This window comes from Williamsia muralis (assembly GCF_051487485.1).
GTDB classification, from domain to species: domain Bacteria; phylum Actinomycetota; class Actinomycetes; order Mycobacteriales; family Mycobacteriaceae; genus Williamsia; species Williamsia muralis_B.
Map to the genome: position 1 here is coordinate 115892 of NZ_JAHVCV010000005.1, position 14359 is coordinate 130250.

Genomic DNA, 14359 nt, shown 5'->3' on the forward strand with positions numbered 1-14359 from the left:
TGTTGTTGTCGCCGGTACTGGGATGATCGAACCACGATGCCGAACACCTTCATCCCGAAGTCGCGATCCGAGACCCCTCTGGGGTTGTACATCCACGTCCCGTTCTGCGCGACGCGCTGCGGTTACTGCGACTTCAACACCTACACGCCCGGTGAGCTGGGCAGCAGTTCGTCACCGGAGCAGTGGCTCTCCGCGCTCGACGGTGAACTGTCGATGGCGGCGACCCACCTCGATCCGTCCAGGCCCGTCTCGACGATCTTCGTCGGCGGTGGCACCCCGTCCCTGCTGGGCGCGGAGGGTTTGGGGCGCGTCATGGCATCGGTGCGGAGTCATTTCGACATCGCACCGGGTGCCGAGATCACCACCGAATCGAATCCCGAATCGACGTCGCCGGAGTTCTTCGAGGGCATCGTCGCGGCCGGGTTCACCCGTGTCTCACTGGGGATGCAATCGGCGGCGGGTCATGTTCTCGCAGTGCTGGACCGCACGCACACCCCCGGCCGGGCCGTCACCGCCGCGCGTGAGGCCAGGGCCGCCGGGCTCGGACACGTGAACCTCGATCTGATCTACGGCACCCCGGGAGAGCGCGACGAAGATCTCGCTTCGTCGCTCGATGCGGTGCTCGATGCCGGGGTGGACCACGTGTCGGCCTACGCGCTGATCGTCGAAGACGGCACCGCGCTGGCCCGACGGGTACGTCGGGGAGAGCTGCCGGCCCCCGATGACGACGTGCTCGCGAGCCGGTACGAGATGATCGACGAGCGACTCTCGGCCGCGGGGCTTCGGTGGTACGAGGTGTCCAACTGGGCGCGAACCGAGGTTCCCGACTCGTTCTGTCGGCACAATCTCGGCTATTGGGACAGCGCCGACTGGTGGGGTGCCGGGCCTGGGGCGCACTCGCACGTCGCGGGGGTGCGCTGGTGGAACCACAAACACCCGGCCAGGTATGCCGCCGCGGTGGCGGCCGCAGAACTACCGGTTGCCGGCCACGAACAGCTGAGTCCGGACGATCAGCACACCGAACGGGTGATGCTGGCGATCCGCCGTTCGGTCGGGCTCGCGTGGTCCGAACTCCGTCCCGACGAGCAACAGCGGGCCGCGCGAACGATCTCCGACGGGCTCACCGAACGGGTCGGATCGTCCCTGGTTCTGACCAGCCGTGGACGTCTGCTGGCTGATGGCGTGGTCCGTGACCTGTTGGCCGGCTGACACTCTCGACACCGGTACTCGGTTCGCGGGTGAGCTCGGACACGTTGTCCAGGTCGAGTAGTCGTGCATGGATGACGTGCCGGTTGCGCAACGCCGACCGGACTGCGCGATGTAGGCCGTCCTCGAGATAGATGTCGCCCTGCCAGCGCACGGCGTGTGCGAACAGGTCTCCGTAGAAGGTCGAGTCCTCGGAGAGCAGCTTGTCCAGCGCGAGCACCGTGGTGACGGTGATGAGCTGATCGAGCCGCAACTGGCGCGGCGGGATCTTGGCCCAATCGCGAATGGACAACTGATGGTCCGGGTACGGCTTCCCGTCGCGGACGCCCTTGAAAATCACCGGTTCACCGTATCGGTTCTCCGTCGCCGTAGACTTGATGAATGCTGTGAAGTGCCCATTGTCCAAAGCCGAGGGCTGGAGGTGAACTGCTCATGTCGAGCACCGATGAACGTCGTTTCGAAGTACTTCGCGCCATCGTCACCGACTATGTCGCGACGCAGGAGCCGATCGGCTCCAAGGCACTGGTCGATCGCCACCACCTCGGTGTGTCCAGCGCCACCGTCCGCAACGACATGGCCGTACTCGAGGCCGAGGGGTACATCACCCAGCCGCACACCAGCTCCGGCCGCGTTCCGACGGACAAGGGGTACCGCCTGTTCGTCGACCGCATCAGCGAGGTGAAGCCGCTGTCACCTGTGGAGCGGCGCACCATTCTGAGCTTCCTCGATTCCGGGGTCGACCTCGACGACGTTCTCCGGCGGTCGGTGCAGTTGCTGGCCCAACTCACCCGGCAGGTCGCGGTGATCCAGTACCCGGTGCTCTCGTCGTCCTCGGTCCGTCACCTCGAGGTGGTCGCATTGACCCCGGCCCGATTGCTGCTGGTGGTGATCACCGACACCGGCCGCGTCGAACAGCGCATCGTCGACCTCGGCTCCGACCTGAACGACGAAGACATCAGCCGGCTGCGCGACATGTTCGGTGCCGCGCTGAACGGCCAGCGGCTCGAGGTCGCCTCACATGCGGTCGCGGAGCTGGCCAACAAGGCACCCGAAGACCTGCGTCAGCCGTTCATCAGGGTCGCGACCGTGTTGGTGGAGACACTGGTGGAGCGATCGGCCGATCGGTTGCTGATGGGTGGCACCTCCAATCTGACCCGGGCCGCCGCCGATTTCGCGCCGATGGCCGGCGCCATGGGATCGGTCCTCGAAGCGCTCGAAGAGCAGGTGGTGGTCCTGAAATTGTTGGCCGCCACACAGAACACCGGCACCGTGACGGTGCAGATCGGCGAGGAGACCCGAGAAGAGAACCTGCGTGGCACCGCCGTGGTTTCCACCGGGTACGGTGCCTCGGGCACTGTGTTCGGTGGTCTCGGCGTGCTCGGACCGACCCGGATGGACTATCCGGGAACGATCGCGTCCGTCGCCGCCGTTGCCAGATACGTCGGCGAGGTACTCGCCGATCGATGACGTGCAACGCCGCACACTGACCTGAATAACCCATCCGGACGCGCCTGCTCGGTGCTCCCGGAGATGAATCAAAGAACGGAAAATGCATCGCCGTGGCACGTGACTACTACGGGATCCTTGGTGTGGACAGAGGCGCCAGCGACCAGGAAATCAAACGCGCATACCGCAAGTTGGCGCGTGAATTGCACCCCGACGTCAACCCCGACGAGTCGGCCCAGAACCGCTTCCAGGACGTGACCGCCGCCTACGAGGTGCTGACCGACCCCGAGAAGCGACGAATCGTGGATGCCGGCGGTGACCCGCTCGAATCGGCAGGCGCCGGTGGCTTCGGGGGCTTCGGCAACGGTGGGTTCACCGGTGGCCTCGGCGACGTCTTCGAGGCGTTCTTCGGTGGCGCGGGCGGCGGCGGCGGACGGGGTCCGCGTGGTCGCGTCCAAGCGGGTTCCGACGCGCTCCTGCGGATGCGACTGGACCTCGACGAGTGCGCGGCGGGTGTCAGCAAAGAGGTGACGGTCGATACGGCGATTCTCTGCGACGTGTGCACGGGGTCGGGTACAAACGGCAACAGCAAGCCGGTCGTGTGTGAAACCTGCCGTGGCGCAGGCGAAGTGCAGTCGGTGCAACGCTCGTTCCTCGGCCAGGTGATGACGTCGCGACCGTGTCCCACCTGTGGGGGCGCCGGTGAGACCATTCCCGATCCGTGCCACAAGTGCGGTGGTGACGGACGAGTGCGTTCGCGTCGCACCCTCACGGTGAAGATCCCCGCTGGTGTTGCCGACGGCATGCGGGTTCGTCTCGTCGGCCAGGGCGAGGTGGGACCCGGTGGCGGTCCTGCCGGCGACCTCTACGTGGAGGTCCAGGAAAAGCAACACAGCGTCTTCGTCCGCGACGGCGACGATCTGCACTGCACCGTGCGTGTCCCGATGGTCGACGCGGCCCTCGGTGGCGAGATCGACATCGACACGATCCTGGGCGGCTCCACCCGCGTGGTGATCGAACCCGGAACGCAACCAGGGCAGATCGCCAAGATCCGTGGTCAGGGAATGCCGCACCTGCACACCGGGGTGCGCGGCACCCTGCATGTGCACCTCGACGTGGTGGTGCCGACGCGCCTCGATTCGCAACAGACCAAGCGTCTCAAGGAGTTCCGGAAGCTGACTCTCGAGGACCAGATCGAACTGGTGCACGCCGGGTCATCGAACACCGGGGGACTGTTCTCCCGGCTGCGTAACGCCTTCGCCGGGCGCTGACGCAGGGCTGTGCCGAGAACGCCGTCATGAGTCCGCCGCTGTTCTGGGTCGCCAGCGTGCCGCCCACCGGGGAGATCGCGATCGTGGACGGCGACGAGGGTCGCCATGCCGTCACCGTCACCCGGGTTTCGCCGGGCGAACGCATCATCGTGGCCGACGGTCTGGGGACGTCCGGGCTGGCCGAGGTGATCACGACCGAGGGCAAGGCGTCGCTTCAGGCGCGGGTACTCGATCACGTCGGCAGGTCCGCACCCCGACCGCGGGTGACCGTGGTGCAGGCGCTGCCCAAATCCGAACGATCCGAACTCGCCGTCGACCTCGCCACCGAGGCTGGTGCCGACGCGATCGTGCCGTGGCAGAGTGCCCGCTGCGTTGCGAAATGGGTTGGGCCCAAGGCGGACAAGGGTGTGGCGAAGTGGCGGGCGGCCGCTCGGGCGGCAGCCAAGCAGAGCCGGCGGGCCTTCATCCCGGAGGTGGAAGACCTCGCTGCGACGCGGGACGTCGTGACGCGCGCACAACAGGTCGTCGTGGCCGGCGGCATCGTCGCGGTCCTGCACGAGAGTGCCCGGTCGGGCCTGGCCACGCTGGACCTGTCGAGCGCTGCGGAGATCATGCTGATCGTGGGACCAGAAGGCGGACTGGACGATTCGGAAGTCGCGGCTCTGGTGTCGGTCGGTGCGGTCGCGGTCCTGCTCGGCCCCGAGGTGCTGCGCACCTCCAGTGCCGCGGCGGTCGCACTCGGTGCCATCGGCGCGCTGACCCCGCGTTGGGCGGTGGGCACGCCATGGAGGTGAGGGTCAAAAGGGTGAAACTGGCCTACGGCGAGCGTAATTCGCAGTTCGGTCACGTTTACCTGCCGACATCGCCCACGGAGAACGGTGTGCCGGTCATCGTCCTCGTGCACGGCGGCTACTGGAGCACCGAGTTCGGGCTCACCATCGAGACCGCCATCGCCCGCGATCTCGCCGCCCGCGGAGCCGTGGTCTGGAACATCGAGTACCGCCGCGTCGGGGAAGAAGGCGGTGGATGGCCGCGCACGGGCAACGATGTCGTCGCCGCGATCTCCGCACTCGACGGCCCGGTCCGATACGCCTTGCCCGAACACATCGCGTCCGCGGCCGACTGGTCGCGGGTCACTGTCATCGGGCACTCGGCGGGCGGCCAGCTCGGGGTGTGGGCCGTGGCCCAGCTGGGCGCCGTCACCAAGAGAGCAGCGATCTCCACGGTGATCGCGCAAGCAGCCCCGCTCGATCTGCAGTCGGGTGGACGCGCCGGACGCCCGTCACTGCGTGCGTTGATGGGGGCTTCGATCAAGCAGGCGCCGCAGCTGTACCGCGACGCCTCACCGGTGGAGCAGGCACCTTTTCCCGCCCACGTCGTGGCGATCCACGGCGACCTCGATGAGTCGGTGCCGGTCGAGGTGAGTCGCGACTACGTGCACCGCGTGGTGCACGCCGGTCAGTCGGCGGAACTCATCGTGGTCCCCGGTGAGGGCCACGACGTGTTCGTCAATCCGCGCAGCAGGGGTCATCGAGAGACGGTCCGGGTACTCGGTATCTGACGGCGCGAGGTCCGGCTTCGACGAGCAGGCGAAATATTGACGTGAAACCGGGCGTTTCATCGACGTAGAATCAATCGAACCCAGCGGCAGAGCAGGAGAAAAGAACTTCGTGAGAGATGACAACAGCGCGACCCGAACCAGCGACAACGCGGACGGGACATCGGCGCGTGCGACGGTGACCACAACCCTCGAAGTGTCACCGGATGTCATCTTCGGACTGCTGGGCGCTGGTGACAAGAATCTGAAGCAGCTCGAGTCCGATCTGACCGCCGACATCCATGTACGCGGCAACGCCGTGAAGTTGACCGGTGAACCCGCCGACGTGGCGATCGCCGAGCGCGTTCTCGCCGAACTGTCCTCGGTGGTGCGGCGCGGAACCCCGTTGACGCCGGACCTCGTCCGCCACAGCGTCGGCATGCTGACCGACGGGTCGGGGGCTTCGCCTGCGGAGGTGCTGAGTCTGGACATCATCTCCAGGCGCGGCAAGACCATCCGGCCCAAGACGCTCAACCAGAAGCACTACGTCGACGCGATCGACAAGAACACCATCGTCTTCGGCATGGGTCCGGCCGGCACCGGCAAGACCTACCTCGCGATGGCCAAGGCAGTGCAGTCGTTGCAGGCCAAAGAGGTGAGCCGGATCATCCTGACCCGTCCTGCGGTCGAGGCCGGCGAACGTCTCGGGTTCCTGCCGGGCACCTTGCACGAGAAAATCGACCCGTATCTGCGGCCACTGCACGACGCCCTCCACGACATGATGGATCCCGAGGCGATCCCGAAACTGATGGAAGCGGGGGTCATCGAGGTGGCACCGCTGGCCTACATGCGTGGCCGCACCCTCAACGACGCGTTCATCATTCTGGACGAGGCGCAGAACACGACGGCCGAACAGATGAAGATGTTCCTCACCCGGCTCGGCTTCGGCTCGAAGATCGTGGTGACGGGCGACGTGACCCAGGTGGACCTGCCGGGCAACTCCGAGAGTGGGCTGCGTGCGGCAAGCCGCATCCTCGAGAACATCGACGACATCTTCTTCTCGCATCTCACCAGCGCCGACGTCGTACGCCATCGCCTGGTGTCCGACATCGTCGACGCCTATGGCCGAGATGAGGCGGCGGCAGAATTGCACGGCAATCGCGCACAGCGCCGTGCCGCGGCCGGCGGTCGGCACCGATGAACGCGGACTCACCCCGAACGACGGGTGGAGACCTGTGAGTATCGAGGTCTCCAACGAATCCGGCGTCGACGTGCCGGAAGAAATGCTCATCGACGTCGCCACCTTCGCGCTCGGCCGCATGGATGTACATCCGGCGGCCGAGTTGTCGATGGTGCTGGTCGACAGCGAGACGATGGCGGAGCTGCACATGCGCTGGATGGACCTGCCCGGTCCCACCGACGTGATGAGTTTCCCGATGGACGAACTGAGTCCGGGTGGACGCCCCGACACCGCAGGGCCGGGTCCTTCCATGCTCGGCGACATCGTGCTGTGTCCGGAGTTCGCGGCAGAGCAGGCCGCGACTGCCCGGCACTCCACCGACCACGAATTGTCCATCCTCACCGTGCACGGTGTGCTGCACCTACTCGGCTTCGACCACGCCGAGCCCGAGGAAGAGAAGGCGATGTTCGGTCTACAGGGCCAGATCATCGAAGACTGGTATGACGACCGGCGCGCCCGCGCCCGCGCCGCCCGGATGGCCCAGCGAGACGCGAAGCTGCTGCACAGCACCGGCTTCGACGACGACTCACCGACCTCCGAGGGAAGCTGATCACCAGTGCCCGCTGATATAGCCCCGCTGATCGCCGCAGTTGCGCTGGTATCGATCGGCGGCGTTTTCGCGGCCATCGACAACGCCCTCGTGACCGTGTCGCCCGCGCGGGTAGAGGATCTGGTCAAAGACGGCCGGCCCGGCGCTCGCCGGCTCCGCGACGTGCTCACCGATCGGGCCAAGTACGTTGCGCTGACCGTGCTGCTGCGCATCGTCTGCGAGACTGCCGCAACGGTTTTCGCTGCCGGGTACGCCGTCGAGGTGCTCGGTACCCCCTGGGGTGTCGTGGTGGCCATCGGCGTGATGGCAGTGGTCAGCTACGTGGTGATCGGAGTGGGCCCACGCACCCTCGGCAGCCAGAACGCCTACTCGTTCGCGGTGAATTCCGCGGCTGTCCTGCAGATCATCGGGGTGCTGCTCACCCCGCTGACCCGGCTGTTGATCGCTCTCGGTAACGCGATCACCCCAGGAAAAGGCTTTCGCAACGGACCGTTCGCCACCGAGGTCGAGTTGCGTGAGGTGGTCGACATGGCCGAGCTCACCGGTGTCGTGGCCGCGGGCGAACGACGCATGATCCAGTCGGTGTTCGACCTCGGTGACACCAGCGCACGCGAGGTGATGGTTCCCCGCGGCGAGATGGTATGGATCGAGGCGACGAAGACCGCGGCCCAGGCCACGTCGCTGGCCGTACGCTCGGGACATTCCCGTCTGCCGGTGATCGGCGAGAATCCTGACGACGTGCTCGGGGTGGTGTACCTCAAAGACCTGGTGCAGCGGGGACTTCCACCGGCCCAGCCGACTGCGGTGGAAGTACGCGAACTGATGCGCGAAGCCGAGTTCATCCCCGATTCCAAGCCCCTCGACAAGGTGCTCGCCGACATGCAGCGCAGCCGCAATCACATGGCGTTGCTGGTCGACGAGTACGGCGGTATCGCCGGTCTGGTGACCATCGAGGATGTGCTCGAGGAGATCGTGGGCGAGATCAACGACGAGTACGACACCGACGAGACCCCGCCCATCGAGGCTCTCGACGACGGGACGGACGGATACCGGGTGTCGTCGAGACTGCCGGTCCAGGACCTCGCGGAGCTGTTCGACGTGGAGTTCGACGAAGACGACGTGGAGACCGTCGGTGGATTGTTCGGCCTTGTCCTCGGCCGGGTTCCGCTGCCCGGAGCTGTCGTGGAACTGCATGGGCTCGAGTTGATCGCCGAGGGCGGGCCGAATCGGCAGGGACGCGTACGGATCACGTCGGTGGTGGTGCACCGGATGCCAGAGAAAGAACTCGAGAAGAAAAAGAAGCGGAAGAAGAAGCGGGACGTGTCGGAAGACGAGACCGTCGACACGGCCGACCATCAGCCGGACACCGCCGAACGCACCACCCAGCTACACGAGGAGGCGTCATGAGCCGACCAGCGGCTTCCGGACTCGATGACGAGGACAGCAAACTGTTGACGTTGGCGCGGGGTGCGATGGCTCGATCGGGCGGCGCCACTGGCGCGGCGGTACGGGACACCGATGGCAGGACGTATGCCGCCGGTTCTGTCGCTCTCACCTCGCTCCGGCTGTCAGCGCTGCAGGTGGCAGTGGCGATGGCCGTGGCCAGCGGTGCCGAGGGATTCGAGGCGGCGGTCATCGCGTCCGGCGCCGATGTGGGCGATGATCCGGGTCTGACACCGTTGACCGAGGTCAGCGCCGACGCGTACGCGCTGGCAGTGGACCCTGCGGGCGCCATCCGGCATCTGGCGGTACCAGCGTGAGCGCTCCAGAGAGCGACTCCGACTTCCGGTCCGGTTTCGTCTGTTTTGTCGGCCGGCCGAACACCGGTAAATCGACGTTGACCAACGCGCTGGTGGGGGAGAAGATCGCCATCACCTCCAGCCGGCCGCAGACCACCCGGCACACCATCCGGGGCATCGTGAACCGCGAGGACACCCAGCTCATCCTGGTGGACACCCCAGGTCTGCACCGGCCCCGCACTCTTCTCGGTAAACGTCTGAACGACCTTGTGCGCGACACGTATTCGGAAGTCGACGCGATCGGATTCTGTGTCCCCGCCGACGAGAAGATCGGGCCGGGGGATCGCTGGATCGCTCAGCAGCTCAAAGAGATGGCCCCGAAGACGCCCGTGGTCGGCCTGGTCACGAAGATCGACAAGGTAAAACCCGACCGTGTCGCTCAGCAGCTGATGGCGTTGTCCGAACTGCTCGGACCCGACAGCGAAGTGGTGCCCATCTCCGCTGCCAAGGGCAAACAATTGGACGTGCTCGTCAACGTCCTGCGCGGATTGATGGAGCCGGGCCCGGCGTATTACCCCGACGGCGAATTGACCGACGAACCCGAGACCACCCTGATGGCCGAGTTCATCCGAGAGGCCGCGCTCGAGGGAATCCACGACGAGCTGCCGCATTCCCTTGCCGTGGTGATCGAGGAGATCATCGAACGGGAGGCTCCGGAAGGGCAGATCCCGATGGTCGACGTGCACGCGAATCTGTACGTGGAGCGCGACAGCCAGAAGGGCATCATCATCGGGAAAAAGGGTGCTCGCCTCAAAGAGGTCGGCACGGTGGCCCGCGTTCAGATCGAGAAAGTACTGGGTGCCAAGGTGTACTTGGACCTTCATGTGAAGGTGGCCAAGGACTGGCAGCGCGACCCCAAGCAGTTGGGACGACTCGGCTTCTGACGGGCGCGCCATAACGACGATCGAGGGAGCAGCCCGATGGATCCGGACGTAGCGCGCAAAATCCGATCACCGTGGCTCTGGCTCATTCCCGTCGGCGCGGTGGTGGTGCTGATGTCCTTGCTGGCCGCGACGTACGTGGGTTCGGTTGCGGACCCGCAGAAGCACCTCGAGAAGTTCCCGGTGCTCCTGGTCAACGAGGACGACGGGGGTCGGTTGCCCGCGCCGGACGGCGGCGAGGGGCCTGAGCAGAATTTTGGCGCCCAGATCGTGTCCGGGCTCGAGAAAGGCTCGGACACAGAGAAATTCGATCTCGAGGTGGTCGACTCGGACACGGCGTTCCGCCGTCTGGACAACGCCGAGGCGTATGGGGCGATCGTCATCCCGCGGAACTTCACCTCGTCCTCCATCGAGTTCGCCGGATCGGCTGTGGGCTTCACTCAAGTCGATCGCCCGACGATCCAGGTCTGGACCAATCCGGGTGCCGGCGCACTCGCTTCCTCGATAGTCACCGCCTACGCGGACACTGCCCTCACCGAGGCCAACACCACGTTCGGCAAGCAGCTCGCGGCCGGGGTGGTCGACCAGGCCAAGCAGGCCGGATTGACCGTGAGTGGCGCGTCCCTGCTGGGGTTGGCCGCCCCGATCGACATCCGGATCGACCCTGCTGATCCACTGCCGGGCAACGCCGGCAACGGACTGACCGCGTTCTATTTCGCGTTGCTGCTGGTGCTTGCCGGGTTCACGGGGTCGGTGATCGTGCAGACCCTCGTCGACGGCATGCTCGGCTTCGGTCCGATGGAGGTCGGACCCCTGTATCGACTGATGGCTCCGCTGAAGATCTCGCGGTGGGGGACCCTGGTGATCAAGTGGTGGATCATGTTCGTGATCGCGCTGGTTCTCGCCTCGGTGTATCTACTGGTGTGCCGAGTGGTCGGGATGGACCTCTCCAATGCCTTCGCCCTCTGGATGTTCGGGGTTCTGGTGATCACGGCGGTGGGGGTGACATGTATGTCGGTGGTCGCGGCCCTCGGATCCTTCGGTCTGCTGGTGAACATGGTGGTGTTCGTGGTGCTGGGTCTGCCGTCCTCGGGTGGCACCGTGCCGTTGGAGGCCACCCCCTCGGTATTCCATTGGCTCGCGTGGTTCGAGCCGATGCATCAGGTGTATCTGGGCACCCGGGCGATCCTGTACTTCGACGTCAACTTCTCTGCCGGGCTCGGTCGGGCGCTGGTGATGACCGGCGTGGGCCTGATCATCGGATTGGTTCTGGGCGCCGTGGTGACCCAGGTGTACGACCGCAAGGGATGGCTACGTGCACCCGGGGGATTCGGCCCTCGGCACCTCGCGGATTCGTCGAAATCCGCCATCTGAACACGCGTGGTATCAAATATCGGCGATTAAATGACGTTTGATTCGTCGCTTGGTGGGGAATAACACGTTCAATCCGTGACGGCGGCGATGAGTCGGGGCATGCGTCGCAGCGGTAGGACATCGGCTGATGCCGGTGACGCGGTGTCCAATCAGCGGCACGGCAATTCCACGTGTTCGAACGCTGAAAGGCCATGCCGCGATGACGAATGACCTGACCCCTTTCTATGACGACGTGCAAGCTCATTACGACTTGTCCGACGAGTTCTTCGAACTCTTCCTCGACCCGTCGAGAACATATAGCTGCGCGTATTTCGAACGCGAGGACATGACCCTCGAGGAAGCGCAGCGTGCGAAGGTCGATCTTGCGCTGGGTAAATGCGATCTGCAGGCAGGCATGACGCTGCTCGATGTCGGTTGTGGCTGGGGTTCGACGATGCTGCGAGCACTGGACAAGTACGACGTCAACGTCATCGGCCTGACGCTGAGCCAGAATCAGCACGACCGCGTGGCATCGCTGCTCGACCAGCGGGGCAACACCGGACGCAGTGCCGAAGTGCGACTGCAGGGTTGGGAAGATTTCGACCAGCCGGTCGACCGGATCGTCAGCATCGGCGCGTTCGAGCATTTCCGGCGTGAGCGTTATGACGCATTCTTCGACAAGTGTCGCAATATTCTTCCCTCGGACGGTCGAATGTTGCTGCACACCATCACGCAATACAATCGTCACGACATCCGCGCGCGTGGCCTCCCGATCAACAGGGAAGTGCTGGAGTTCGCTCAATTCATCCAGAACGAGATCTTCCCCGGAGGCCAGTTGCCCGAACCCAAGTGGGTTGTCGACGGCGCCGAGGCCGCAGGCTTCGCTGTCGAGCGAATCCATCCTCTGCAGCAGCACTACGCGCGGACATTGGAGATCTGGTCGGCAACGCTGCAAGAGAAGAAAGACCAGGCGATCGCCATTGCTTCACCCGAGGTGTACAACACCTACGTCAAATACCTCAGTGGATGTGTGGACTATTTCCGGAAAGGCTATATCGACGTCATGCAGTTCAGTTTGTCCAAGCAGCAGTCTCAGTCCGCGCAGCAATGAGCGTGCAGCAGGAAGCGGTTTCGACCGCAGACGTGGCAACCTCCCTCCTGGGTCGGCCCTACCGCCTGTCCGACACCTACGAGGTCGGGCGGGAGAAGATCCGGGAGTTCGCAAGGGCAGTGCAGGACCACCACCTCGCCCACTACGACGTGCGGGTCGCGCGCGCTCTGGGGCACGAGGGGTTGGTCGCGCCGATCACCTTCACCGCGATCCTCGGCGGCATATCGCAGCGGTGTGTCTTCGATCAGTTCCTGCCCGGCTACGACCTGAGCCAGGTGTTGCAGACCGAACAGCGCATTCGCCAGCATCGGCCGTTGCGTGCGGGCGACGACATCACCTGCCGGATCACTCTCGATGCCTTCCGGGCCGGGCACGGCCAGGACTCGTTTGTCCTGAGAACCGACATGTCGGATCAAACCGGCGCCCTTGTCCAGACCGGGTGGACCACTGCGGTCGCCCGCTCAGGCGGGGTTGTCGACGAGAACATCGCCCAGGCCGTGGAGGGTATTTTGATGCGCGCCGCCACCGAGGCCGGCGGCGAGATCGGCTCGTCTATCGTGCATCTCGTGGAGGACAACTCGGGCGCGCTGGTAATTGCCGATTCCGTTGCGCCGCAACCCAAGCGGCGGTTCGCCGATGTTTCCGTCGGTGACGAGATCTCGGCTCGCACCGTGCAGGTCGCCCGCGGCGATTTGGTGAACTATGCGGGGGTGTCGGGTGATGAGAACCCGATCCACTGGAGCGAGCAGGTGGTCGATCTCGCCGGCCTCGACAACGTCGTTGCACACGGGATGCTCACCATGGCCTTCGGCGGCGGCTACCTGTCCGAGTGGGTGGGCGACCCCGGGGCTGTGATCGAGTACGGCGTGCGTTTCACCCGGCCGGTGTTCGTCGAGGCGAACACGCCGGCAGAAGTGACCTACACCGGAAAGATCAAAGAGCTCGACGAGTCGAACCGGACCGCCACGATCGTCCTCAACGCCACCGCTCGCGGAAGCCGCATCTTCGGTAAGGCGACGGCCATCGTGCAGCTGGCGTGATCGCCGGACCCGATCGGGTGCCTGGTGAGGCATGTCGGATCGGACGCCGGTCGGTGCCCGGTGGAACAATGTCCGGGTGAGGTTGTATCGAGATGAGGCGGTGGTCGTCCGCCAGCACAAGCTGGGCGAGGCCGACCGCATCATCACGCTGCTCACCAAGGAGCACGGGCTGGTCCGTGCCGTCGCCAAAGGGGTGCGGCGTACCCGCTCGAAGTTCGGTGCCCGGCTCGAACCGTTTGCGCACGTCGACGTGTTGCTCCACCCGGGCCGCAACCTCGACATCGTCACCCAAGTCTACAGTCTCGACACGTTCGCCTCGGCCATCGTCTCCGACTACGGCCGGTACACCACGGCCTGTGCGATCTTGGAGACCGCGGAGCGTCTGGCCGGCGAGGAACGAGCGCCGGCGGCCCGCCTCCAGAGGTTGACGGTGGGCGCGCTGCGAGCGGTCGCGGCGGCGGATCGGCCCAAGGAGCTCGTGCTCGACGCATTCCTGTTGCGTGCGATGGATTTCGCCGGCTGGATGCCGGCGCTGGAGAACTGTGCGCGCTGCGGTGATCCCGGGCCTCACCGTGCCTTTCACGTGGCGGCCGGCGGCGCGGTCTGTGTGCACTGCCGCCCACCCGGCTCGGCGACGCCTTCACCCGGGGTACTCGACCTGATGGATGCGCTCTACCGTGGCCAGTGGGAACACACAACCGAGATCAGCGAATCGGCTCGGCGGCAGGCCAGCGGTTTGACCGCGGCACATCTGCAATGGCATCTCGAACGCCAGCTGCGCACCCTGCCGCTGATCGAACGCGAGGCGCCACACCGGGGGCTCATCCCCGCCGGCGTGCCCATCGCCCCTGCCAGAAAGGACATCAGTGATCCAGCGACGACGCAGCGCGGCGCGGCGAGCTGAGGCACAAGCCGCAGCGGAGGC

The 14359-nt window shown here is 65.5% G+C and carries 15 protein-coding genes; 14 read left to right on the forward strand and 1 reads right to left on the reverse strand.

Going from position 1 to position 14359, the window contains the following annotated elements; all coding sequences use genetic code 11:
• The first annotated feature begins 36 nt into the window (after positions 1–36).
• On the forward strand, positions 37–1209 hold the full coding sequence (gene hemW / locus KXR83_RS14800; RefSeq protein ID WP_437425468.1) for a radical SAM family heme chaperone HemW: 1173 nt from the start codon (positions 37–39) through the stop codon (positions 1207–1209).
• Here hemW and KXR83_RS14805 read toward each other — a convergent pair.
• A complete protein-coding gene (locus KXR83_RS14805) occupies positions 1121–1546 on the reverse strand; it encodes a type II toxin-antitoxin system VapB family antitoxin (protein WP_437425469.1) in 426 nt (141 codons plus the stop codon). The genes hemW and KXR83_RS14805 overlap by 89 nt on opposite strands.
• A gap of 92 nt (positions 1547–1638) precedes the next feature.
• Here KXR83_RS14805 and hrcA point away from each other — a divergent pair, with 92 nt between their 5' ends.
• The 13 genes from hrcA to recO all read left to right on the forward strand — a co-directional run bounded on the left by hrcA (position 1639) and on the right by recO (position 14338).
• Positions 1639–2673 (forward strand): heat-inducible transcriptional repressor HrcA, encoded by a 1035-nt coding sequence (gene hrcA, locus KXR83_RS14810; RefSeq protein ID WP_030171876.1) that lies wholly within the window; start codon positions 1639–1641, stop codon positions 2671–2673.
• A 92-nt stretch (positions 2674–2765) separates the two neighbouring features.
• Positions 2766–3923, forward strand: coding sequence for a molecular chaperone DnaJ (gene dnaJ / locus KXR83_RS14815; protein WP_023953972.1), 1158 nt, complete (start codon positions 2766–2768; stop codon positions 3921–3923).
• Between the two features lie 26 nt (positions 3924–3949).
• Positions 3950–4717 carry a 16S rRNA (uracil(1498)-N(3))-methyltransferase gene (locus KXR83_RS14820; protein WP_437425470.1) on the forward strand — a complete coding sequence of 256 codons (768 nt, stop codon included), beginning with the start codon at positions 3950–3952 and terminating at the stop codon, positions 4715–4717.
• Positions 4708–5484 carry an alpha/beta hydrolase family protein gene (locus KXR83_RS14825; protein WP_437425471.1) on the forward strand — a complete coding sequence of 259 codons (777 nt, stop codon included), beginning with the start codon at positions 4708–4710 and terminating at the stop codon, positions 5482–5484. The genes KXR83_RS14820 and KXR83_RS14825 overlap by 10 nt, the downstream gene beginning before the upstream one ends.
• Positions 5485–5659: 175 nt before the next feature.
• On the forward strand, positions 5660–6661 hold the full coding sequence (locus tag KXR83_RS14830; protein ID WP_099384646.1) for a PhoH family protein: 1002 nt from the start codon (positions 5660–5662) through the stop codon (positions 6659–6661).
• A gap of 34 nt (positions 6662–6695) precedes the next feature.
• Positions 6696–7250, forward strand: a complete 555-nt coding sequence (ybeY, locus tag KXR83_RS14835; protein WP_031331071.1) for an rRNA maturation RNase YbeY — start codon at positions 6696–6698, stop codon at positions 7248–7250.
• Between the two features lie 6 nt (positions 7251–7256).
• Positions 7257–8657, forward strand: a complete 1401-nt coding sequence (locus KXR83_RS14840) for a hemolysin family protein (protein WP_437425472.1) — start codon at positions 7257–7259, stop codon at positions 8655–8657.
• Positions 8654–9010 (forward strand): cytidine deaminase, encoded by a 357-nt coding sequence (locus KXR83_RS14845; RefSeq protein WP_437425473.1) that lies wholly within the window; start codon positions 8654–8656, stop codon positions 9008–9010. Before KXR83_RS14840 ends, KXR83_RS14845 begins: the two co-directional genes overlap by 4 nt.
• Positions 9007–9933, forward strand: a complete 927-nt coding sequence (gene era, locus KXR83_RS14850) for a GTPase Era (RefSeq protein WP_437425474.1) — start codon at positions 9007–9009, stop codon at positions 9931–9933. Before KXR83_RS14845 ends, era begins: the two co-directional genes overlap by 4 nt.
• 36 nt (positions 9934–9969) lie before the next feature.
• Entirely contained in the window at positions 9970–11304 is a 1335-nt protein-coding gene (locus tag KXR83_RS14855; RefSeq protein WP_437425475.1) for a YhgE/Pip domain-containing protein, read from the forward strand.
• Between the two features lie 199 nt (positions 11305–11503).
• Entirely contained in the window at positions 11504–12394 is an 891-nt protein-coding gene (locus tag KXR83_RS14860) for a cyclopropane mycolic acid synthase family methyltransferase (RefSeq protein ID WP_437425476.1), read from the forward strand.
• Positions 12391–13434 carry a fused (3R)-hydroxyacyl-ACP dehydratase subunits HadA/HadB gene (locus KXR83_RS14865; RefSeq protein ID WP_437425477.1) on the forward strand — a complete coding sequence of 348 codons (1044 nt, stop codon included), beginning with the start codon at positions 12391–12393 and terminating at the stop codon, positions 13432–13434. Before KXR83_RS14860 ends, KXR83_RS14865 begins: the two co-directional genes overlap by 4 nt.
• Before the next feature lie 76 nt (positions 13435–13510).
• Positions 13511–14338, forward strand: a complete 828-nt coding sequence (gene recO, locus KXR83_RS14870) for a DNA repair protein RecO (RefSeq protein ID WP_437425478.1) — start codon at positions 13511–13513, stop codon at positions 14336–14338.
• Positions 14339–14359: the final 21 nt, after the last annotated feature.